This window comes from Dactylosporangium sp. NPDC051485 (assembly GCF_040682015.1).
GTDB lineage: Bacteria > Actinomycetota > Actinomycetes > Mycobacteriales > Micromonosporaceae > Dactylosporangium.
In genome coordinates this window covers 67482-90315 of the sequence record NZ_JBFAZW010000017.1, presented here as the reverse complement: position 1 = coordinate 90315, position 22834 = coordinate 67482, and the positions used below count along the sequence as shown (strand labels likewise).

General features: G+C 69.9%; 20 protein-coding genes. 11 read left to right on the top strand and 9 right to left on the bottom strand.

The window, feature by feature from the left end; all coding sequences use genetic code 11:
• Positions 1-75: 75 nt before the first annotated feature.
• Together AB0M46_RS12615 and AB0M46_RS12610 are read right to left on the bottom strand one after the other, a co-directional pair.
• Positions 76-531 (bottom strand): helix-turn-helix transcriptional regulator, encoded by a 456-nt coding sequence (locus tag AB0M46_RS12615; protein WP_363335321.1) that lies wholly within the window; start codon positions 529-531, stop codon positions 76-78.
• Positions 531-1001, bottom strand: a complete 471-nt coding sequence (locus AB0M46_RS12610; RefSeq protein ID WP_363335319.1) for a hypothetical protein — start codon at positions 999-1001, stop codon at positions 531-533. The genes AB0M46_RS12615 and AB0M46_RS12610 overlap by 1 nt, the downstream gene beginning before the upstream one ends.
• 355 nt (positions 1002-1356) lie before the next feature.
• Here AB0M46_RS12610 and AB0M46_RS12605 point away from each other — a divergent pair, with 355 nt between their 5' ends.
• Entirely contained in the window at positions 1357-2418 is a 1062-nt protein-coding gene (locus AB0M46_RS12605) for a helix-turn-helix transcriptional regulator (protein WP_363335317.1), read from the top strand.
• A 13-nt stretch (positions 2419-2431) separates the two neighbouring features.
• Entirely contained in the window at positions 2432-2992 is a 561-nt protein-coding gene (locus AB0M46_RS12600) for an HD domain-containing protein (protein ID WP_363335315.1), read from the top strand.
• A gap of 257 nt (positions 2993-3249) precedes the next feature.
• Here the strand turns inward: AB0M46_RS12600 and AB0M46_RS12595 are convergent, their stop codons facing one another.
• The 4 genes from AB0M46_RS12595 to AB0M46_RS12580 form a co-directional block, all read right to left on the bottom strand.
• Entirely contained in the window at positions 3250-5658 is a 2409-nt protein-coding gene (locus tag AB0M46_RS12595; RefSeq protein ID WP_363335314.1) for a glycoside hydrolase, read from the bottom strand.
• Positions 5655-6551: a carbohydrate ABC transporter permease gene (locus AB0M46_RS12590; protein ID WP_363335312.1), complete on the bottom strand. Its 897-nt coding sequence runs from the start codon at positions 6549-6551 to the stop codon at positions 5655-5657. The genes AB0M46_RS12595 and AB0M46_RS12590 overlap by 4 nt, the downstream gene beginning before the upstream one ends.
• Complete coding sequence (locus AB0M46_RS12585) at positions 6548-7438, bottom strand: sugar ABC transporter permease (RefSeq protein WP_363335311.1); 891 nt, start codon at positions 7436-7438, stop codon at positions 6548-6550. Before AB0M46_RS12585 ends, AB0M46_RS12590 begins: the two co-directional genes overlap by 4 nt.
• 76 nt (positions 7439-7514) lie before the next feature.
• A complete protein-coding gene (locus tag AB0M46_RS12580) occupies positions 7515-8792 on the bottom strand; it encodes an extracellular solute-binding protein (RefSeq protein WP_363335309.1) in 1278 nt (425 codons plus the stop codon).
• A gap of 157 nt (positions 8793-8949) precedes the next feature.
• Here AB0M46_RS12580 and AB0M46_RS12575 point away from each other — a divergent pair, with 157 nt between their 5' ends.
• The 6 genes from AB0M46_RS12575 (at position 8950) to AB0M46_RS12550 (ending at position 18198) form a co-directional block, all read left to right on the top strand.
• Positions 8950-9996 (top strand): LacI family DNA-binding transcriptional regulator, encoded by a 1047-nt coding sequence (locus AB0M46_RS12575; protein WP_363335307.1) that lies wholly within the window; start codon positions 8950-8952, stop codon positions 9994-9996.
• Between the two features lie 275 nt (positions 9997-10271).
• Positions 10272-13118, top strand: a complete 2847-nt coding sequence (locus AB0M46_RS12570) for a hypothetical protein (protein ID WP_363335306.1) — start codon at positions 10272-10274, stop codon at positions 13116-13118.
• Between the two features lie 49 nt (positions 13119-13167).
• Positions 13168-14988 carry a CocE/NonD family hydrolase gene (locus tag AB0M46_RS12565; protein WP_363335304.1) on the top strand — a complete coding sequence of 607 codons (1821 nt, stop codon included), beginning with the start codon at positions 13168-13170 and terminating at the stop codon, positions 14986-14988.
• On the top strand, positions 14919-16520 hold the full coding sequence (locus tag AB0M46_RS12560; protein WP_363335302.1) for a hypothetical protein: 1602 nt from the start codon (positions 14919-14921) through the stop codon (positions 16518-16520). The genes AB0M46_RS12565 and AB0M46_RS12560 overlap by 70 nt, the downstream gene beginning before the upstream one ends.
• A complete protein-coding gene (locus tag AB0M46_RS12555) occupies positions 16517-17446 on the top strand; it encodes an ROK family protein (protein ID WP_363335300.1) in 930 nt (309 codons plus the stop codon). The genes AB0M46_RS12560 and AB0M46_RS12555 overlap by 4 nt, the downstream gene beginning before the upstream one ends.
• Before the next feature lie 83 nt (positions 17447-17529).
• Positions 17530-18198, top strand: coding sequence for a class I SAM-dependent methyltransferase (locus tag AB0M46_RS12550; protein ID WP_363335298.1), 669 nt, complete (start codon positions 17530-17532; stop codon positions 18196-18198).
• Here the strand turns inward: AB0M46_RS12550 and AB0M46_RS12545 are convergent.
• Positions 18185-19183: a zinc-binding dehydrogenase gene (locus tag AB0M46_RS12545; protein ID WP_363335296.1), complete on the bottom strand. Its 999-nt coding sequence runs from the start codon at positions 19181-19183 to the stop codon at positions 18185-18187. The two genes, AB0M46_RS12550 and AB0M46_RS12545, sit on opposite strands and share 14 nt — an antisense overlap.
• A gap of 54 nt (positions 19184-19237) precedes the next feature.
• On the opposite strand from AB0M46_RS12545, the gene AB0M46_RS12540 reads away from it, so the two are divergent.
• Positions 19238-20062: a helix-turn-helix transcriptional regulator gene (locus tag AB0M46_RS12540; protein ID WP_363335294.1), complete on the top strand. Its 825-nt coding sequence runs from the start codon at positions 19238-19240 to the stop codon at positions 20060-20062.
• On the opposite strand, the gene AB0M46_RS12535 is transcribed toward AB0M46_RS12540, so the two are convergent.
• Positions 20007-20432 (bottom strand): MarR family winged helix-turn-helix transcriptional regulator, encoded by a 426-nt coding sequence (locus tag AB0M46_RS12535; protein WP_363335385.1) that lies wholly within the window; start codon positions 20430-20432, stop codon positions 20007-20009. The two genes, AB0M46_RS12540 and AB0M46_RS12535, sit on opposite strands and share 56 nt — an antisense overlap.
• Positions 20433-20548: 116 nt before the next feature.
• Here AB0M46_RS12535 and AB0M46_RS12530 point away from each other — a divergent pair, with 116 nt between their 5' ends.
• A complete protein-coding gene (locus tag AB0M46_RS12530; protein WP_363335292.1) occupies positions 20549-20935 on the top strand; it encodes a hypothetical protein in 387 nt (128 codons plus the stop codon).
• 27 nt (positions 20936-20962) lie between these two features.
• Here the strand turns inward: AB0M46_RS12530 and AB0M46_RS12525 are convergent, their stop codons facing one another.
• Positions 20963-21559, bottom strand: coding sequence for a TetR/AcrR family transcriptional regulator (locus AB0M46_RS12525; RefSeq protein WP_363335290.1), 597 nt, complete (start codon positions 21557-21559; stop codon positions 20963-20965).
• Between the two features lie 98 nt (positions 21560-21657).
• Between AB0M46_RS12525 and AB0M46_RS12520 the strand changes: the two genes are divergently transcribed.
• Positions 21658-22815: an FAD-dependent monooxygenase gene (locus AB0M46_RS12520; RefSeq protein WP_363335288.1), complete on the top strand. Its 1158-nt coding sequence runs from the start codon at positions 21658-21660 to the stop codon at positions 22813-22815.
• The last annotated feature ends 19 nt before the right edge of the window (positions 22816-22834 follow it).

The following is a 22834-nucleotide window of genomic DNA, read 5'->3' as shown; positions in this document are numbered from 1 at the left end:
GCCTCCTTTCGTTGACTATCGCCCAGCCATTTGCTCTTGGCTTGATCGACTGAAGCCGCTACGGTCGTCCGTCCGTCACGACCGCCCCCGCTGCGACGCGGGCGGGAACCGGTAGATCCGGGCGCCGCCGGTACCGGGCAACGCAGCGTCAACCGCACCACCGGAAACAGTCAGCGGCGCCAGTTCCGCAGTGATCCTGACCAGGATCGACACGGGCTCCGGCGACACCACGGGCGGCACCGACGCCGCCTCCGCTTCCGGTTCGGCTTGATGCTCGTGGTGCACCGCGAAGTCCAGCAGGCGACCCAGCGCGCCGCCGGTGTCCAGGGCGACATCGCACGCAGCGATCAGCTCCGCGCTGGCGTTGCGCTGCGCCTTCTCGACCTTCGACACCAGGTCACCGCTGGCGAACACGCGCTCGGCGAGCCGCGCCGCGGACAACCCGCGAAGCTCCCGCCAACGCCGCAACTCCGCACCGAGCAGATGCCTCGGCGACTGGTTCGGGGTCAAGGTGCTCGGCCGCTGACCCATCAGTGCGACTCCCGTCGGGCGTCCAGCGTGTACACCCGCGTCCCGGCCGCCGCCGCCAGGACCGGCGCCAGGTCTTGCAACACCGTCACGATGCTGGGCTCGCCGGTGTCGGCCGACAGATCCACCCGGACCGGTTCGTCTTCCGCCGCCCTGGCAAGCTCGCTCACCGTGCCGTAGGTGACTGCCACGGCCACGCCGACCGGCACCGCGACATGCAGCACCGGCACGTCGTCCGCCAACCCGTCGACCACCATCGCCGCCAACTCGCAGCCGTCGCCGCGCGCCTGCGACCGCGCCGCAAACGCCGCGAGACGCTGCCGCATGCGTTCCTCGGCACCCTCGACGCGCAGGCGATCCGTCAACGCCGTCACGCGCTCCCACGCCGTCACCAACGCGCCCCGCGCGCCGAGCGCCGCATCGCAGTGATGCCAGAAATCGCCGGACACCGACTGCCCGATGTACGTAGCCATCCGTCCGCCTCCAGGGAGCGGAACGCGCGCCGGCCAACGCCCAGCGCGCGCCCGCCAGTCACCCACCGCCGCAGCGCTTGAACGACACGCAGCGATGGAGAGCCAATGCAGTTCACCGTTCCTGCTGATATAAAGTCGTTGCGGCAGATCGCCTCAAGGTCATAGGCGAGGCCATTTTCCTCTGCTTTACGGTGTTTTCGTCTGTCGATGACATGAGGCTACGATCGAGCGGCGGAACGCGGAACTGACTGCGAGTGCGAGTAACAGCGCAGCGACAGGCGGAAGGTGTAGAAACATCATGGTGCCCGGACCGGCAACCCTGACTGGGAGTCAGGGTTCGCGAGTAAGTGGCGTCGTGTCAGGGTTCGTGCTGAAGCTCGCCCGGCAATCCGCAGCATTGACGCAGGAGAAACTCGCCGAGGCCCTCGGCGTCGATGTCACTACGGTCCAAGGGTGGGAATCCGGTCGTCGGCCACTCTCCGCAGTCAACGCGGGAGATTTTCTCCGCCTGTGTGGCCGGCTCGCGCGGCTCGGCGCACCGGCATCGACAGGACGTCATCTCCGCGAGGCTATCGAGGCTGATCAAGTACTGTCCACCGGCATTGCAGCGGCAAGTGTCTGGGTCGACCCAGACAACCACCCGCTCGCCGCGAGCGTCCATCGATGGACAATCACGAATCTGATCACATGGCCCATTCTCGGGAAAATGCCGCAGCATCTGCACGAGTTCGCGCCCCAGACTCCACGGCGCGGCCCGACCCCCGTTCGACCAATGCTCAGCAGCGAGGAGCGGCTGCGATTCTTCGATCATCTACTTACCGTGGCGGAGCGCGCTCAGAGCACCGATGAGGCCCTACTGCGAAGGCAAGCGGTCTATCTGCTTGGCTTCGACGGTCGGCCAGAAGTGGTCGATTGGCTTCGTGCCGAATGGAATCGCGCCGGTCGCAGCAAGATGGACCATGAAGACATCACAGGCTTGTTGGAGGCGCGCTCCGCGTCAGTTGCTCTCGCTGCCGCCGGTGACAGTACCCATCTCCACGACTTCGTGGATCACATGACCGACGGACCGAGAGAAGTCGCAAATCTGAATTACTGGGCTTATTGGATCGGCGAACTGGGCGATGAGCAGACCAGCGATGCATTTATGTTGGATGCTGATACGCGCTCATGGACGGGTGCCCGGTTGCTGCAACACCTCGTCAATCGCCTTGAGCCCAGCTCGACCCACTTGCCACTCAATATCTGCACGCTCCACTCCCTCGTCGCTTCTCGGCCGTCGCTGCTCAACGGGCGCCCCGCCGTCCGTTCGTCGCTCGCCGGAGTGCTCGCTAGGCTCGCCTCCACCGACGACCTGAGCCGTGCCGAACGTGATCAGCTCGCAGGGCTCCAGTACGCGGTACGCATAGCCGATCGCTAGAAGGGGATACAACATGACAGATGATGACGAAGCACTTGCCGCATTCGGGTATGAACTCGGGCTGCTGAAACGCATCCGACGATCTGGTTGGTGGCACGCGGGTGTGCGTGACCCTGAGTCTGTCGCCGAGCACACCATGAGGGTCGCGCAGTTGGCCGCGGTGATCGCCGCCGAGGAAGGCGCGGACCCGGCACGTGCAGCGTTCCTGGGGTTGTGGCACGACACCCAGGAGACGCGGACCGGTGACTTGCCGCATACGGCCACCGCGTACCTGGCCAAGCCCTCGCCGCGCCAGATCACTGCCGATCAGACCGAACGACTGCCCGACCGGAGCCGCGACGCGATCCGAGGCGCCGTTGAGGAGTATGAGTCGCGGCAGACCCTGGAAGCGTTGTGCGCCAAGGACGCCGACAAGCTCGAAATGCTGCTACAGGCCGTCGAGTACCGCGACACCGGAGTGCGCCGGGTCGATGGATGGATCGACTCGGCCCGCAAGGATCTGAAAACCGAAACCGGCCGCCGGATCGCTGAGGCGGCAATCAACATCTCTCCGCTTTCCTGGCGGGACCGGTGAGGCGGTCGCCGCGACCTCGCACCTGACGTCGTGCCGCTGTTGCGGGCCGCCCGAACAGCCCGTGACGAGCTGCTGGACGAAGGCGCGACGGTCAAGCCGGACGCCCTCGCCCAGCGGTTGCGGCGCAACGACGGCGCATCCCAGGCGGACATCATGGCGGAAATCACGAAAGACATCGTGGCGCGCCAAGCGGGTGCGTCGCGGAAGCTCTCACCCGCGGGCCGGGCACCCGCGGCTCGTTGGCGAGGCGTTCCGTGTTACAACCTGCCGGCGGACGGTCCACGCCCGCCGGTGGTCACCGGCCATGTGAGCACGGGGTTTCGCACCTTCGTAGCGTGTGCCGCGATCTCGGCCAGGTCGGGCTGGGCGAGGGTCAGCAGCCCGTAGCGGAGCTTGACGCGTTCGTTCTGGACCTGCGGGAAGTTGGTGTCCCAGTAGTTGTTCGCGACCCAGCTCAGCAGCAGCGGATCAGCGGTGCGTTCAATGGCGTCCGGTGGCGGTCCGAAGTGGAAGCCGCCGATCTGGACCAATGGCGCGTCGGGCGTGAGCAGCGCCACCGTACCGTGCTCGTCCCACAATGCCGCCGCCGATTGGACCGTCACCCAGCCGCGGGAGGCACCGGGCAGCTGATCGTCGTCGAGGGTCACGGTCTGGCCGGCCGTGTCGAACGCGGCCTGCCATCCGGCTTGCATCGCCAGCGGCAGGGCGAAGTAGATGCCGTTGGGGGAAGCGTCCCCGGCGAGGTCGATGTCGATGTCGATGTGGATGACGGGGTCGTTCGCGCCGAAGCTGAGGCGCTGCACAAGGCTTCTGGTGCCCGGCGCGGCGAAACGCCGTACCAGGCTGACGCGTCCGGGTCGTTCCTCCACGGTGCAGCTGAGCACCCGTTCGGCGGGTTCACGCACCGGCGCCCACGGCCGCCAGCACGACTCGTCGAGCATCTCCAGGTCCAGGTTGCGCTGGTAGAAGGCCCGCCGGCTGTCATCGACGAGCGGGTCGGGCCGCTCCCGGATGAACGACAGCAGATCCATCCCCGGCCTGGGGCGCAGGACGGCGCGACCGGTGGCGCGATCCACCAGGGCGATGATCCGTCCGGAGTTGGGATCGTAGGTCAGTTCGTGGAACGGCGATGTGACGCGGCCGGTGGCGGCGACACGGTCGACGGCGGCGGCGAAGTTCAGCTCGCGAGCCGACCTGTGCTGCTGCACGATCTCGTGCACCGGCTGGCCGGCAAAGACCGGCTCGGGCAGGTCGTTGATGCCGATGATCTGCCAGGCCCGGGGGGCGAGATCGATCGGCCCGAACACCCGGCGCGCTTCGTCCGGGGCCGGTGTCCGCCAGGGCCGGTTCTCGTACGCCATCCGGCTGGCCCGATATGTTCGCTCGTTGGCCGGGGTCGGCGCGGCGAACCATGCGCCGGGAAGGTCGGGGGTGACCGTGCGGGGATGGTCGGTGGGGTTGCACACCAGGACGCCGGCGATCCGCTTGTCCGCGACCGGGTTGCCGGCCAGGCGTTCGAGCGCGTCCATGACGGCGAACGCGGCCAGCTCATGGCCCTGGTGGGCGCCGGCCTGCTTCATCGTCTCGATGGCCGCGGCCTGGGGGTTGCCCGGTTCGGTGTTCCAGTGGCTCCAGGTGTGCTCGTCGAACAGGTCGATGTGCTCGGCCGCCTCGGCGATGAGGGCCGGGTCGGCCTTCAGCGCCTCCGCCGCGGCGAGCAGTGGTTTGGATCGCTGGTTGACGGCCGTGGCCGTCGGTGTGCTGGCCGCGCCGAAGTTCCAGTAGTCGGTCCAGTCGCCGCGAAGGGTGGCGACGTCCTCGTCGGGGATGCGGAGGATCCGCTCCCTGAGGTCGTCGAAGGTCGCGTACCGGATACGGGGACCGCGTTGCTCGTCGTTCCAGCGGCGGATCAGGCCGGGCAGGTACGGGTTCGGCGGCGCGTTGTCCCACATGATCGGGGAACAGGTCGAGGTGAGGTAGACGAACGGCAGCCGATAGCCGGTCCGGGTCAGTCGCTCGTGGAAGGCGTTCCAGCCTTCTGCCATCCGGTCCACCGAGTCGTCCCAGGCGTTGAGGAGCTGGTCGAACATGGTGTAGTGGCTGCCGTTGAACACGCGCAGCCGGCGCCCGGACGGCGCCTGCCAGGCGAACAACCCGGGCCGGGGGGTCGCGGGCCGGCCGAGGTGCCGGTTGATCGCCATGACGAACAGGTCGACGCCCGCGTCGAGCAGTTCGTCGGCGATCGGCCACGGGACGCCGTTGACGTCGTGCTGGCAGGCGACCGGGATCGGCCGGCCGACGACGTCTTCGAGCTCGCGCTTGCCGGCCAGCAGGCGTTGGATCCCCGGCCGGTCGACCAGCGCGCTGACGTGCCAGCGCAGCGCGGACAGCCCGATGCGGCCCTGGTCGCACAGGTTCCTGAACCGCACGATCTGGTCCGGGGAAGCGTCGGCCAGCCAGCGCCGGACCGGCTCGGTTGCCTCGCACGTCCATTTCGGCCGGCAGTCCTCGGGGAGGTCCGCGGTCTGCTCCAACCAGTCCAGGACCTGCGAGATGTACTCGGCCTGCAACCGCCACAGGATCGGCTGGGAATGGGTGTAGCCGACGTCGAGGTGGCTGTGGTGCAGCACGAGGATTTCCTCGATGCCGGCCGCTTCAGCGGTCACTTGGTGGCTCCTGTGGTGAGTCCGGCGATGAACTGCTGCTGTACGGCGAGGTAGCCGGCGACGGGGATGACGGCCGCCAGGAACATCACGCCGAACAGCTGGGCGTAATTGGTGGAGTACTGGCCGAGTGACAGGTAGAGCCCGGTGGTGATGGTCTGCCCGTGCAGCGGACCGAGAATGAACTGCGGGTTCATGAAGTCGTTCCAGATCCACAGCGACAGGAAGATCGCGACGGTCGCGGTGGCGGGGCGCAGCAGCGGCATGACGATCGTCCACCAGATGCGCAGCATCCCGGCGCCGTCCATGGCCGCCGCCTCCACGATCTCGCGGGGGACGGAGCGCAGGAATCCGGAGTAGACGAAGACGGCGAAGGACAGGTACCCGCCGCCGACGTTGGACAGGATCAGACCGGCATAGGTGTGGTCCAGATGCAGGAACGTCAGGATCCTGATGGTGGGTAGCAGTACCACCGCGGGCGGAATCATCAGGCCGGCGGCGAAGACAGCCAGGATGATGCGCCGCAGGCGGGCCGGCTTGCGGGTCAGCCAGAAGCTGAACGCCGCGCCGAGCGGGATGACCAGCAGCAGCGAGGCCACGACGGTGACCGCGGAGTTGGTCAGGCCGATCTGGATGATCTTGTCGGTTCGGGCCAGGGCGTCGCCGATGTTGTGCACGGTCGGCGGCGCAGGCGGCGCCGACGGGTTGCGGATGATCTGGTCCTGGGTCTTGAACGCGTTGACGATCGTGAGGTAGATCGGGCTGACGAAGGCCAGGGTCAGCAGGGCGACGGCGGCGAGGTGTCCCCGGGCGGCCCAGGGGCGGCGGCCGCGGTGCCGTGCCGGGGTGATCGGCTCGCCGGTCCGGCGCCGCAACGTCGATGCCGGGGCGGTCACAGGTCCACCTCCCGGCGGCGCAGCAGGCTGGTCACCGACAGCGCGATGGCGGCCGAGACGACCAGGAGCAGCATGGCGACGGCCGAGGCGTAGCCGAACCGGTCGTCGGTGAAGGCGAGCCTGACGATGTACAGGGCGGTGGACTGCGTGGCGTCGGCCGGGCCGCCGGACGTCAGGGCGGCGATGATGTCGTACAGCTTCAGCATCGTGATCAGCGAGATGGTGACGCTGATCGTGGTGCCCGGCGCCACCATCGGCAGCGTGATGCGCCGGAACCGCTGCCAGGGTCCGGCGCCGTCGACCATGGCGGCCTGGTACATCTCGACCGGGACCGACTGCAGCGCGGCCAGGTGCACGACGGTGGTGAACCCGGTCAGCACCCACGCGGCGACCAGGCCGACGGAGAACATCGCCAGCCGCGGGCTGCCCAGCCAGGTGATCGGCGCGTCGATGATCCCCGCGGCGACGAGGAGCTGGTTGAGGATGCCGTCCTGGGCCAGGATGTAGCGCCAGACGAAGCCGACGATGACCCCGGAGAGCACCTGCGGCAGGAAGGCGACGGTGCGCATCATCCGGAAGCTCAGCGACGTCCTGTTCAGCAGCAGCGCGAACCCGATCCCGGCGGCGTTGGCGGCGATCGTCACCGCGCCGGCCATGACCAGGGTGAAGGCGAGGCTGGCGGCCAGCGCGTCGTCGTGGATCATGTCGGTGTAGTTGGCTGTGCCGACGAAGCTGGCCTGGGCCAGCAACGGGTTCTCGTTGGTCAGGCTCTTCCAGGCGCTCATGATCACCGGGACGATGATGAACAGCGCGTACAGGCCGAGGGCCAGGACGGCAAGGGTACCGAGAGCGGTATCACCGCGATGACGGCGGACGCGAAAGGTCATTGACGTGTCCTTGGCGGAGGTCGATGAGAGACGGGCCGGCGCCGGGCCGCGATCGGCCCGGCGCCGGCCTCGAGGGTCACTTGGTCGCTTTGTCCCAGGCGGCGTCGAGCTTGGCCATCTCGCCGGCGATGTCGTCGGAGTTGTAGAGCGCCTGGCTGGCCGCGTAGTAGGCGTTGTTCAGGCCGGAGGGCATCGCGTCGTCGTTGGTCGCCCAGCCGAACGCCGAGACCTTGGTGTTCTGGTTCTGCACGTAGGCGTAGGAGTCCTTGAACACCTGGGTGACGTCGACGTGGTAGTCGTCGAGGGTCTTGCCCTTGAGCATCGGGAAGGCGCCGTCGCCCTCGATGAGGACCTTGTAGTTGGCCGGGTCCAGCGACCAGGCCTCGGCGAAGGCCGTCGCCTTGTCCGGGGCGGCGGTTTTGGCGCTGATCGCCATCGAGCCGCCGACCGCGAACGGCACGACCAGCGAGCCGTCGTCGGTGGGCGTCATGAATGCACCGAAGTCGGCGGCGTGGTCCTTGGGCACCGAGCCCAGGAACCAACTGCCCATCATGTACATGGCGGCCTTGCCGGAGGTGAAGTTCGTGATCGAGTCGGCGTACTTGACACCGAGCGCGCCGTCCTCGAAATATCCGTTCTTGGCAAGCGCCCGGTACTTGGCCACCGCGGTCTTGATGTTGGCGTCGGTGAACTTGACCTTGTTCGCGTAGCGGTCCTGCAGCCAGTTCGGTTGCTTGCCCAGCACGTCGGCGGACAGGATGCCGGTCAGCGGCATCGACGCCGCGAACGGGTCACCGCCGCCGAGCTCGAGGGGGGTGATGCCGGCCGTCTTGAGCTTGGCGCAGTCGGCCATGAAGTCCGCCCAGGTCTTGGGCGGCGCGCTGATGCCGGCCTTGGCGAACAGGGTCTTGTTGTAGAAGACCATCGGGATGATCTGCGAGTTGGTCGGCGGGATGTAGACGTTGCCCTTGTAGGCGTTGCCCTTGGGCAGGAGGAAGTTGGCGTCCACCCAGGTCTGGTCGTACGGCTTGAGCAGGCCGGCCTGGACGAACGTCGACGGGGTGATCGACTGCAGCAGGTCGGGAAACTGGCCGGAGGCCTGCAACTGCTTGGCGTAGGAGTCACGGTCGGTGCTCGGGGCGACGAGTTTCTTGATGGTCACGCCCTGGACCTGCTTCTGGGCGTTGGCGATGGACGTGTCCCAGAATGACGCGGTCAGGCTGGGCGTTTCGAAGGTGAGGTAGGTGAGTGTGGTGGACCCGTCCTGTGCACCGTCGGGCGACGCCGCAGAGCACCCGGCGAGCAGAGCCAGCCCGGCGGCAAGGCTGGCCGCGAGCAGACGATTGTGCCGCATGTGAGCCTCCAGTGGAGGATGTGGCCCGGCCGGTGGGGACGGTTGGGTGCCGGGACAACGTTGGGATAACGTTATCCGGCGAGGATAGGCCCGAATCGCCGGAATGTGTCAAGAATCGATCTGGTAACAACGCGGTAACACGATGAGGAGAATGCCGATGAGCCCTGCTCGGGACGGGCACGGAAGCGGGGGCCGGGCCAAGCGGCCGACCATGGTCGACGTCGCACGCGAGGCCGGGGTGGCCCTGCGCACGGTGTCACGGGTGGTCAACAGCGACCCTACGGTGGGGCCGGAGTACGTCGCCAAGGTCCAGGCGGCGATCAGGGCGCTGCACTTCCGTCCGGACGAGCGGGCCCGCCAGCTGCGCACCGGCGTCGCCGGCACGATCGGCGCGGCCGTACGGCGCATCGCCGAGGCCAACCCGGCCCTGGCCGCCATCGAACAGACCGCCCGCACCGCGGGGCTGACCCTGCTGGCCTCCTCCACGGACTTCGACGAGTCCCGCGAGCGCGACATCCTGGTCTCGATGTGCCGGCAACGACTCGACGGCATCATCGTCGAGCCGTTCGGCGAGAGCCACGGCTACCTGGAGCCCGAGCTGGACGCGGGCATGCCGGTGGTGTCCATGGACCGGCCGATGAGCGGACTGTCGGTGGACTGCGTCATGGCCGACAACGCCTCGGGCATCGGCATGGCCTTCCACCACCTGCACCGGCACGGACACCGCCGCATCGCCTACATCGGCGACAGCGAGCGGGTCTTCTCCGGCCGCGAGCGCGCCGCCGCCTTCCGTGCCGCCCTGGTCGCCCACGGACAACCGGTGCACGGCCTGGTCCACCCCGGCGACATCACCGCCGAGCGGGTCGCCGCGGCCCTGCACACCGCGCTGGACGCCGCCGATCCGGCGACCGCGCTGGTCACCGGCAACGTGGACACCACCATCGCGGTGCTGCGCCGGCTGGGGCCGCAGGCGGCCTCGCGGCTGGCGATCGTGGCCTTCGACGACGTCCCGCTCGCCGACCTGCTCCAGCCCGCGCTGACCGTGATCGCCCAGGACACCGCACGGATCGGCCACACCGCGGTCGAGCTGCTGCGCGCCCGCATCGCCGACCCGTCCCGGCCCGTGCAGACCGTCATCGTCCCCGTCTCGCTGACCGTCCGCGGCTCCGGCGAGGTGCCGGTCTCGGCGGTGACGACGGCGTGACAAGGTCTTGACAGAACGGCGGGGCACCCTCCACTCTTCGAGATAACGTTATTCGGCGGTACTCGGCAGCCGCCGAATGACGTGATCGCGTGAGGGGTTGATCCGCGCCCCCGACTCAGCACGTTCGCACGGCGGCACGCGCCGGCCACGTCGGCGTCCCGCACAGGTCCAGCGGCGCCCACGCCGGGACCCGCGGACCCGCCGAACCTGCCGGGCATGGACGAGATCCCTCACGAGCGCCGCCACCGCTGCTTCTCGACGAGGGGTCCGATCCCATGAAGCTCCCATCCCGGCCCAGACGGGCCGTCAGCATCGGCGCCGTCGCGGCGCTGGCATGCACCCTGCTGAGCACCGCCCTGGCCCGTCCGGCCATCGCCGACCCGGTCACCGCCAACCAGGCCTGGCGTATCGCCCAGCAGTACACCGGCGTCTGGACCAGCCCGCCCACCGTGCTCAGCGGTGGCGGGACGGTCGACGCGCCGCTGCTGGGCAACGGCGACATCGGCGTCGCGATCGGCGGGTCGATCGCGAACCAGACGATGTACGTCGGCAAGAACGACTTCTTCTCCGGCTCCAGCCACGCGATCAGGCCGCTCGGCCGGGTCGTGGTCACCGCCGCCGGGATGACCGGCTCGTCCTACAACGTGGTCCAGGACATCGCCCGCGCCGAGGTGCGCGGCACCTACACGCTGGGCGGTCAGACCCTGACCACGACCAGCTGGGTGGACGCGAACTGGGGCCTGCTGGTCACATCGTTCACGCTGAGCGGCGGCGGCGCGCAGAGCATCGGCGTCACGCTGCAGAACGGCTCCGGCGGTACCCCGGCCGTCACGACCACCGGAAACGACCTCGACGCCGACGTGGTCGCCGACACCGGGACCGGCGGCGATCCGCGCGCCCGGATCGCGGCACGCACCATCGGCCAGAGCCAGTCGATCTCCGGCAACAAGATCACCGTGACCGTGCAGCCCGGTACCACCGCCACGCTGGTGGCCGGGATCGTCTCCAGCATCGACAGCGCGTCCTGGCAGTCCGGCGCCGACGCCCTGGTCGCCGGCCTCACCCAGCAGGACGTCGACAACCACCGGGCGGCGCACCGTTCCTGGTGGCAGGGCTACTGGTCGCAGTCCTACGTCGAGATCCCCGACAAGGCCGTGGAGAAGAGCTGGTACGGCTCGCTGTACCTGCTCGCCTGCGTCTCGCGGGCCGGGAAGTACGCGCCCGGGCTGTGGGGCAACTGGATCACCGGCGCCATGAACTGGAACGGTGACTACCACACCAACTACAACTACCAGGCCCCGTTCTATGCGGCCCTGTCCACCAACCGCATCGCGCAGATGGCCGCCTACGACCAGCCGGTGCTGGACTGGCAGTCGGCCGGCCAGGCGCTGGCGGCGAGGAACGGGTTCACCGGCGTGCTCTACCCCGTGGGCATCTCGCCCAAGGGCACCAGCGCGGACATGAACCTGCACAACCAGAAGTCCAACGCGGCCAACCTCGCCAGCGACATGGTGATGCGCTTCGAGTACACGCGCGACACCGCCTACGCCACCACCGTCTACCCGTGGCTCAAGCAGGTGGGCCTGTTCTGGCAGAACTACCTGACCTGGGACGCCGCCAACAACCGGTACGTCATCACCAACGACGCCCCGCACGAGGACCAGTCCTACCCGCAGACCAACAGCGGCATGTCCCTCGGCCTGGTCCACCTGCTGTTCCAGGGCCTGATCGACATGAGCACCGCGCTGAACCAGGACGCGGCCACCCGCGCCACCTGGCAGAACATCATCGCGCATCTCAGCGCCCTGCCCACGATGACGCTCAACGGCCAGACCATCCTGCGCGAGACCGAAGTCGGCAGCGACTTCATCAACGACGGCAACGACATCGACGCGCAGGCGATCTACCCCGGCAGCCTGATCGGCCTCAACAGCGACGCGACGCTGCAACAGACCGCCCGCAACACCATCGCCGCGCTGACCAACGCCTGGCACGGCGGCAACGCCCCCGCCACGTTCTACGCGGCGGCGGCCCGGGTCGGCTACAACCCCGGCACCATCCTCGCCAACCTGCACACCGAGGCCACCAGCCAGAGCTACGCCAACATGGCCATCCACCACAACGGCGGCGGCATCGAGAACATCAACGTCACCACCTCCGGCCTGGACGAGATGCTGCTGCAGTCGTTCCAGGGCGACATCAAGGTCTTCCCCGCCTGGCCGGCGAACACGAACGCGAAGTTCGGCGACCTGCTCGCCTACGGCAACTTCCTGATCTCCAGCAGCAGAACCGCCAACGCCGTGCAGTACATCCGCGTCGTCAGCCAGAGCGGCGGCAGTCTCACCGTCACCAATCCCTGGCCGGGCAGCGTCGAGGTCTACCGCAACGGCACCGGCACCGGGACCGTGTCCGGCTCGAGGATCACCATCGCCACCTCGGCCGGCGACACGCTGCACCTGGCCCCGGCCGGGACGCCGCTCGCGACGATCCAGACGCAGCTGACCCAGCCGCTGCAGTCGGGGGCAACAGGCACCTTCAGCTCCGGCTTCGAGTCCAGCGACACGCCCCTGACCTGGACGGACACGGTGGACACCAGCGGCGGCGGCCGGTCCGGCGTCACCGGGATCTGCTGCGGGCTGACCGGTCCCGAGTCCGGGACCCGCACCGGCGAAACGACGCACACCGGCAGCGGATCCCTGATGTTCTCCGGGTCCGGGCAGGGCGGCAGCGCCGTGTACGCCTACCTGAAGCTCTACGACCTCAGCGGCAGCCCGCTGGCGATCGGCACCAGCAAGACCCTCAGCTACTGGATCTACCCCCAGAGCAACGCCACCAGCACCTGGGTGCCCGCCGGTTCCACCAACAGCACGTGTGTCGCGATCGACCTGATCTTCACCGACGGCAGCTCCCTGCGGGACTCCGGCGCCGTGGACCAGGCCGGCAATCGCCTCCACCCGGCGTACCAATGCGGTCACCTGACGCTCGACGCGTGGAACCACGTCACCGTCAACCTGGCCGCCAGCAACGCCGGCAAACAGATCAGCCGGATCCTGGTGGGCTACGACCGCCCCAACTCCACCGGCGGCTACCGCGACTACCTCGACGACCTGACCATCAGCTGACCCGCCGCAGCCCCGGCACACGGCAGAACGCATGACAGGAGGTGCCGTCGTGGATACCCAGCCGCTCGACGTCACGGTCGCATCCGGACTCGAGGCGACGATGCGCGACGGCACCGTCCTGTGCGCCGACACCTACCGGCCGGCCGGCGACGGCCCATGGCCGGTCCTGCTGACCCGAACCCCCTACGGCAGGCAGGACGCAGGTGTGCTGTCCCGCCTCGACCCGATCGGCGCCGCCGCCCGCGGCTACCTGGTCGTCATCCAGGACTGCCGCGGCCGGTTCGGGTCGCAGGGCCGATGGGAGCCCCTCGTCCATGAGGGCCCCGACGGGTACGACACCGTCCGCTGGGCGGCCGCGCTACCCGGCTCGGACGGCCGGGTCGCGATGTACGGACCCAGCTACCTCGGATACACCCAATGGGCGGCCATCCGCATGCTGCCACCCGACCTGCGCGCCGCCGTCCCCGAGTTCACCTGGGCAGATCCCGGCGACGGCCTGATCACCCGCGGCGGCGCGTACGAGCTCGGGCTGGTGACGCACTGGACGTTGACGCTCGGGTTCGACGTGCTGCAGCGCCGGTACGCCGACCGCCCCGCACAGCTGCAACGGCACCTCGAAGCGTTGCATACCGCCCTCGACGGCCTGGTCGCACACACGTACCGGGAACTGCCTGCCGGCGAGGCGCCGACCCTGCGCCGGCTGGGCCTGCCCAGGCCGACGGCCGGCCACTGGTCGGCCACGCCCGCCCGCATCCCGACGCTGACCGTCGCGGGCTGGTTCGACGCCTTCCTGCAGGGCAGCCTCGACAACCACCTCTCGGCCCGCGCCGGCGGAGCGCCGGCGGCGCTGATCGTCGGACCGTGGTCGCACGACAACCAGACCCGCCGGATCGGCGACACCGACTTCGGCCCGATCGCCGATGCCGCCGCCCTGGATGGCGACAGGTCACTGCCGCAGCGGGAGCTGGACTGGCTCGACCGGCGTCTTCGACCCGGCCCTGATCCGGAACCGGAAGCACCACCGGTCCTGCTGTTCGTGATGGGGGCCGGCGAATGGCGCCGCTTCCCCGCCTGGCCCCCCGCCGCGGTGGAGGTCGCCTGGTACCTGCGCACCGGCGCACGACTGTCACCGGACGCGCCACCGCGGCCGGACTCGCCACCGGACAGCTACGAGCACGATCCCGGCGACCCGGTCCCGACCCTCGGCGGTGCGCTCCTGCTGGCGCCGCAGTTCCCCGCCGGGCCCTGTGATCAGCGGCCGGTCGAGCAACGCGACGACGTGCTGGTCTACACCAGCGAGCCGCTGCGCGCGGCCCTGGAGGTCGTCGGCCGCATCACGGTCCACCTGTTCGCCGAGTCCACGGCGCCCTCCACCGACTGGGTGGCCAGGCTGTGCGACGTCGGCGCCGACGGCGTATCGCGCAACATCACCGACGGTGTCCTGCGGACCGGCGGCAGCGGCCGGACGACCGAGCACGTGATCGACCTGTGGTCCACGGCCCACGTGTTCCTGCCCGGCCACCGCATACGCGTGCAGATCGCCTCGAGCTGTTTCCCCCGATGGGACCGCAATCTCGCAGCCGCGGAAGGCGGGGAAGCCCCCACCGCACTCCCCCGTGCCCGCCAAACCGTCTACCACGACGCCGCCCGACCGTCGCGGATCATCCTGCCAGCACTCCACGAAAGGCCCGCGCCATCATGTCGCCTGTCCGGGGCTACGAAGCCGAACCCTGTCACCCCATCACCGGAGTCGTCGGCACCGGATGGCGATCGGCGGTCGCCGGCCTCACACCGGGGCTCGTGCTCGCCATCGACGGGCCGGCCGCCGTCGACTGGGACAGCATCGCCGCCGAGACAGCCAATGCGCTGACCGCCCGGGACCTCGCGGTCAAGCAGATCGACATGCGCGAGCACCTGGCGGCATGGCCGGACATCCTCGATCTGACCGCATCGGCGACCCTGCGCGACGACCCGGACTTCGCCCCCCTGTCGCAGGCAGGCCTCGCCGACTTCTTCACCGGCCTGCCCGAGCCGGACGCCAGCCCCGACGCCGTGACCGTCGTGATCGGACCGGGGGCGGCGCTGGTCGCACACCACGTCCTGTGGTACGCCGACCTGCCCAAACGGTACGCAGAGGCCGCGCTCACCGCCGGGACCGGGCGCAACCTCGGCCAGCCCGCCGGCACCGGCCCGGGCACGACACGCCGCCTGTTCTACATCGACTGGCCGGTGCTCGACCGGCACCGCGACCACCTCATCGACGACGTCGACCTGTGGCTGGACACCCAGGACCTCCGGGCGCCCGCCTGGCTGGACGGGCCGACGCTGCGCACGGCCCTGGCCGACCTCTCAGCGCGGCCGTTTCGCACCCGGCCGACGTTCAACACGACCTCCTGGGGCGGGCACTGGGCGCAGCGGCAACTCGGGTTCAACCCCGAGGCGCCCAACACCGCCCTGGGCTACGAACTCATCGCACCGGAAAGCGGCATCCTCGTCGGCAACACCGGCAGCGCGCGCGTCGAGATCCCGCTCCAGGCGCTCGTCGCCCAGCATCCCGAAGCGGTCCTCGGCCGCAGCGTCCACACGACGTTCGGTACCTCGTTCCCGATCCGGTTCGACTACCTCGACACCGTCGGCGGCGGGAACCTGTCCGTCCACTGCCACCCGCAACCCGACTACATGCACCAGGTCTTCGGATGGCCCTACACCCAGCACGAGACCTACTACATGATGGTCGGCGGGGCCGACCGCCGAGTCTTCCTGGGCCTGCGCGACGACGCCGACCTGGAGGCGTTCCGCCGCGACGCCGACCGCGCGGTCCACGACGGCGTGCCGTTCCACGTCGAGCGGTACGTCCAGACCTTCCCCGCGCACCAGCACCAGCTCTTCCTCATCCCGGCCGGAACCCCGCACGGCAGCGGCGAGGGCAACGTCGTGCTGGAGATCAGCGCGACGCCCTACCTGTACAGCCTGCGCTTCTACGACTGGCTGCGCAGCGACGCGGAGGGCAGGCAACGGCCGGTCCACGTCGGACACGCCTTCACCAACCTCGACACCGGCCGGGCCGGCGACGCCGTGGCGCGCGACCTCGTCCAGCAACCGCGCACGGTGCGCTCCGGTGACGGCTGGCACGAGGACGTCATCGGCCGCCTCCCCGAGATGTTCTTCGAGGTACGCCGCGTCGAGCTGGCGCCGGACGCCATCGCCGAGGACACCACCGGCCACGGATTCCACGTCCTCAACGTCGTCGAGGGCGACGGCATCGCGCTGGAGACCGAGCACGGGCACCGCTACGACCTCGCCTACGCCGAAACCTTGACCGTTCCCGCCGCGGTCCGCTCCTATCGCGTGCGCGGCCTGGGCGCGGGCAAGGTCCGCTACGTCAAGGCCTTGGTCCCGTGAGCCCCGGCGACACGAACGTCGTGTCGGTCATGGACGTCGGCGGCACCCACGTCACGGCGGCCAGGGTGGACGTCCCGGCCCGCAGCATCCTGAGCGGACAGTGCCTGCGTGCACCGCTGGACGGCGACGGGAGCGCGGCAGCGATCCTGTCCGCCATCGTCAACTGCGCCGCGCGGCTGCCCGCCGAGCCCGCCGGCCCATGGGCCATCGCCGTTCCCGGCCCGTTCGACTACGCACGCGGCATCGCGCGATACGCAGGCGTCGGCAAGTTCGACGCGCTGCACGGCGTCGACCTCCGAACCGCCTTGCTGCCGCATCTGCCCGGCGCCGGCAGCGTCAGCTTTCACCACGACGCGGACGCCTTCGCCATGGGCGAATGGTGGGCGGGCGCGGCGAGCGGATACCGCTCAGCCGTCGGGATCACCCTCGGAACGGGTGTCGGCTCCAGCTTCCTGCGCGACGGGCAGGTCCTGCAGGACGGGCCCGGCATACCGCCGGAAGGACGGGTCGATCTCCTACGCCACGACGGCAGGCCGCTGGAGGAAACCGTATCCCGCCGCGCGGTCCGGCGGGCCTACGCCCAGGCGACAGCCCGATCGCCAGCACCTGACGTCCGGGAGATCGCCCGGCGCGCGCGGCAGGGCGACCGGACCGCCGCCGAGGTCCTCACGCGAACATTCCACGCCCTGGGAACCGTGCTCGGTCCATACCTGGCCGAGTTTGCGCCAGGGGTGCTCGTCGTCGGCGGATCGATCGCCGCGGCGTGGGACCTCCTGGCAGCGCCCCTGCGCGCCGGTCTCACCGACGCCGATCCTCGAACCGCGCGCATCGCCCTCGAACCCGCGCTCCACCCGGCGGAGGCGCCGTTGCTCGGCGCGGCCTACCTGGATCGGATGCACGAACCAGACCGCTTCGGACAGCACTGAATCAGGGCATCGCGGCGTTCGCTGCTCGCGAACGCTGGCAGTTCGGGCCGGTGGGCCGGTCGGTGGTGGCCTACGGTCTGACCATGACGACGACGGCCGCCTACGACGCGTACGCCGACTGGTACGAGGACTATGTGACGGGTGCCGCCGCCGAGTACACGGCTCGTCGGCAGGCGCTGCTGCGCCGGCTGCTCGGCGCCGGGCATGGCGTCTGCCTGGATGTGTGCTGCGGCACCGGGGTGCAGGCCGACGAGCTGCGCGCGCTGGGGTGGAGACCCGTCGGACTGGACCTGTCCGGCGGCCAGCTGCGCCACGCCGTGCGCCGGCTGCCGGTGGTGCGGGCGGACGCGGCGGTGCTGCCGTTCGCCGACGGTGCGGTATCGGCGGTCGATTGCGTCCTGGCGAGCACCGATGTGCCGGACTACGCGGCCGTGCTCCGCGAGGTGGCCCGGGTGCTGCAGCCTGGCGGGCGGTTCGTCCACATCGGCGTTCATCCCTGCTACGTAGGCGCGTTCGCCGACTGGAGCGCTCGGCCCGCCGTCGTGGTCAATGAGCGCTACGCCGACCGGTCGCATTCCTATGATGCCTGGAGCCCGGCCGGGGTCCGGGCCCGCGTCGGCGCCTGGCATGTCCCGCTCGCCGATCTGCTGAACGCGGTGGTCACGGCCGGGCTGCGACTCGAGCGCGTGGAGGAGATCGGGCCGGGCGGCGTTCCTGACGTCCTGGGCCTGGCCGCGGTCAAGCCGGCCTGAAGCAGGACGGGCGCTGCGGCAGCATGACCACCTTGCCGGTGGCCCGGTTGGCCTCCATGTACCGGTGGGCCGCGGCGACGTCGTCCAGGCCGTAGACCCGGTCGACGTTCGGCCGGTAGCTGCCGGCCTCGACGTTGCGGACGACCCGCTCGAGCACGGCCGTGCCCGCGCTGCCCTTGGCGTCGTTGCTGTGAAAGGCCGTGAGCCGGGTTCCGGAGGGGATCATCGCGATCGGCTCGAAGTCCCGGATCAGCCATCCGCTCAGGGAGCCCGCTACGCAGACGGTCCCGCCCTTCTGGACCAGGCGCAGCGAGTCGACGACCGTGCTCGCCCCGACGAAATCCAGCACGTGGCTCGGCCCGGCGGGCCACGGCGTGCGCGGCGACGCTCCGTCATCGAGGAGGACGTGGTCGACGCCGGCCGCGGCCAGCGCCTCGGCCTTCTCGGGGCGGCGGGTCGTGGCCGCGACCTCGACGCCGTGGCCGCGCGCGATCGACGCGGCGGCCATGCCGACCGACGACGTACCGCCGCGGATCAGCAGTCGCTCGCCCGGCCGGATCCCCAGTGCGTCGAAGGCGCCCTGCGCGGTCAGGTACGTCTCCGGCAGCGCGGCCAGCACCTCCCAGGGCAGCCTGGTGGTGACCGGCATGAGCAGCGTGTTCGGCAGCAACACGTACTCGGCGTAGCCACCGTCGAACTCCCGCCCCATCTCGCCCATCACCGCCGCGACGGTCGTGCCCTCCGGCAGCGCGGGATCGGTCGAGACCGCCACGACGCCCACACATTCGATCCCCAGCACGCGCGGGAACCTCACGCTCGGCGAATGCCCTTGACGGGTCCGCAGCTCCGAACGATTGAGGCCCGCGCCCATCACCCGCACCAGGCTCCAGCCCTCCCGTACCGCCGGCACCGGCAGCTCACGAATCTCCAGGACCTCAGGGCCGCCCGCCCGGACACAGACCGCCGCTCGCATCGTCGTTCCCATGCCCTGAACTGTCGTCATGGGCGGCGCGGCCGTCTACCGTTAGAGTGCCAAACTATGCCCGTAGCCCGCCAATCCCGGATCTGGCCGTCCGGCGGCGTGCACCTGTGGCCGGCCGGCGGAACCAGCCCGGCACACTCCCACCCACGCGGACATCTGGTGTACGCGGCCAGCGGCGTCCTGTCCGTGCACACCGAGCGCGGCACCTCGATCGTCCCGGCCAATCGGGTCGCATGGATCCCGGCCGGGTCCCGGCACCACCATCGCGCGCACGGCGACACCGATATGCGGATCGTCTTCCTGCCGCCTTCGCTCGCCCGGCTCGCGCCCGCTCACCCGGCGGTGTTCCTGGCCTCCGGCCTGGCCTGCGAGATCCTGCTCACCCTCACCGGCTCGCGGCAGCTCGACCGTGGCGCTCGCGCCCGCCTGCACCGGGTCCTGGTCGACGAGCTGCGCGAGGCGCACGAGCAGCCCACGCGGCTGCCCGAGCCACACGACGACCGGTTGCGGGCGGTGGCCCGCATCCTGGACGACGACCCTGCCGACAGCAGCTCGCTGGCCGCGCTCGGTCAGCGGGTCGGAGCCGGCGCCCGCACGCTCAGCCGCCTCTTCCACGACGAGCTGGGCATGACGTTCTATGCCTGGCGCACCCAGCTGCGCATCTGTCACGCGCTCGTCCTGCTCGCCGAGGGCCACGACACGACGCACGTGGCGCACGCCTGCGGCTGGGCGAACCCGAGCAGCTTCATCGCGGCCTTCACCGCGATCGTCGGCACCACCCCCGGCCGCCATCGGCGCTTGTACCTCGATCACGAGAACGTTCTAGCTAGTCGCGCTCCGGTGCGGTCTGCGGAGCGGTTGCGACGGCCGCCTCGTACCTGAGCAAGGTATCGACGAATGTCCGTTGCTGCGCCGGGCTCAGCGGCGCGAGGGCGTGCCGCCACGCATGGGCACCCGGAGACAGCCATTGGGCGATGGCGGGGCGGCTGTCGGGGCTGATGTCGATGACGCGACGGCGGCGGTCCGCGTCATCCTCCCGCCGCACCAGGACCCCTTTGCGGCTCAGGTCGCCCACGATCAGGCTCACCGTGGTCGGTGCCACACCAAGCATCCCGGCCAGTTGCGAGACGGTCAGCGGACCGTCGAGCAGGAGCAGGGACAGCATCGACAAGTGCCTCGGCGCCAGATCGAACGACCGGAGCTGTTCCGGCAACGGCAGGCGTTTGACCCTGCCGACCAGCCTCGGCATCACGAGGAGCAACTCCCTGACCGTGTTGTCCGTGGCGTCAGCCGTTGACATCCGCCCGCCCCCCAAATACCTTTGCTTACAAAGCTAATTTGCGATCAAACCTGTTCACGGAGGATCGTATGCCCCACCTCAGCGTTCATGTGCTGGAGAGCGACCTGGCCGGCCGCGAGACCGCACTGATCGAGCACCTGACCGACGCGGTCGTCGCCGTCTACGGGGAATGGGCCCGAAGCATCGTGGACGTGCGGCTGATCGGCCTGCCGCCCAACCGGTGGGGTATCGGCGGCACACCGGCACAAGCACCCTCGCCCAGCGTCACGTTCGGCATCAAGGAAGCCGCGTTCAGCCGGCCCGACGCCGACGAGATCGTCGCCCGCCTCGTCTGCGTGGTCACGGACGCCATCGTCGACGTCTTCGGGGAACGTGTCCGCGCCGGCGTGACGGTCGAACTCGTCGGCAGCCCGGCCGGGCGCACAGGCATCGGCGGAGTTGTCGTCACGGCATAGCGGATTCATGGCGGCGCCGGGATCGAGTCAGGAAGCAACGGCCTGGGAGCTGGCGGTCAGCGCGGCCATGGCGCGACGAATGCGGCCGCCTGCCACCGGGTCGGTTCCATCGGTGAGTGCGACGTGGTGCAGCACGCCGACGACCGCCAGCGCCAGCGCCTCCGTGTCGGCGCCCGCGGATATCCGCCCGAGTCGCTGCTCGGCGACCAGGTACTCGGCGGTTGCGCGTTCGAGCGCCTGCAGCGCGGTGCTCCCGTCACCCAGCACCGCTTCGACGTCTGCCGCCAGCGCCGGCCGGTAGGCCATCAGCCGGGCGATGGCCAGCAGCGTGATCGACGGGGTCGCGAGGGCAGCCTCGCTGAGATTCCCCGCGACCGTACCGGTGCCAGCACGCCCCGGCAGGTCGGCCGCGGCGGCGGAGATCTGGAAGCTGCGATCGACCGCGTAGCCGACGAGAAAGTCGTCGAAGTTCGTGAAGTGCGCGAACAGCAGCCCCGTGGCGACGCCGGCCTCGCGGGTCACTGCTCGGCTCGTGAGCCGAGCGGGACCCTCTGCCGCAATCACGTGTTCCGCGGCGGCGAAGAGCTGCTGCCGAGGTTCGGGGGTGGCGACTCCACGTGGCATGCCCGAATTCTAGGCGCCGGCCGCCGCCGTGTTGCACAAGAATGAGCAGATGCTCATACTCGTTGAGCAGATGCTCATTCTGGCTTCGGGGAGTGCGGATGCAACGAGCGGTGATCGTTGGCGGCGGCATAGCCGGTCTTGCCGCGGCCCTACGACTGGGACGGGACGGGTGGCACACGCTCGTGGTGGAGCGCGCCCCGGCCCGGCGCACCGGTGGCTACATGGTGAACCTGCTCGGGGCGGGCTACGACGCCGCCGGGCGACTCGGACTGATCCCCGCCCTGTCCGACCGCGCGCTGGGCCTGTTCACCACCGTGCTGGTGCGGGCGGACGGGCGGCCGAAGCTCACGGTGCCGTCGGCCGTCGCCGAGGCCGCGCTGGGTGCCCGCACCATGTCGGTGTTCCGGGGAGACCTGGAGGCCGCACTGTACGAAGCGGTGCGCGACCGCGCCGAGTTCCGCTTCGGTACCACTGTCTCGTCCATCGACCAGGACGCCCACCGGGTGAGGATCGGGCTCAGTGACGGCACCACCGAGGACGCCGATGTGCTCATCGGCGCCGACGGCGTGCACTCCACGACCCGCACGGCAGTATTCGGGCCCGATCACCGGGTGGACCTGCCGTACGTGGTGGCCGCGTTCCCGCTCGGCCATGCCGTGGCGGACGTGCCCGAGTCGTCCGCCACGACCTTCATCGGCCCTGGACGCACGGCAGCGATCGTCAACCTGGGCCCGCAGCGGTCCTCGGCGTTCTTCACGTACCGCTGCGCGAACCCGGAACTGGAGCTCGGACACGGACCGGTGGACGCGCTTCGCGCAGCCTTCGGCGACCTGGCCGCGGGCGTGCCCGAGGCGATCCGCCACCTCGAGCAGGACCCGGCCGGCGCCTACTTCGACCGGGTCAGCCAGGTGGTGATGCCACGATGGAGTACCAGCCGGATCGTGCTGCTCGCAGACGCGGCCTGGTGCGTCACACTCTTCGCCGGCCACGGCGCGGCCCTGGCGCTCGCCGGCGCCGACCAGCTCGGCGCCGCCCTGCAGCGGCACGGTCACGACATCCCGGCGGCTCTGGCGGACTGGGAAGCCGGCCTGCGGCCCGAGGTCACCAAGCGGCAGGCACTCGCTCGCCGAGGGATGTACCAGTACGCGCCGCCCAGCCGCTTCCACGTCTGGATGAACGACGTCACCATCCGGGCGATCACCCTCCCCGGCCTGCGCGGCCTCGTCCGGCGCGGCATCGAACGACAGAACCGCTGAAGAGCGTGTGCGCGCGGCA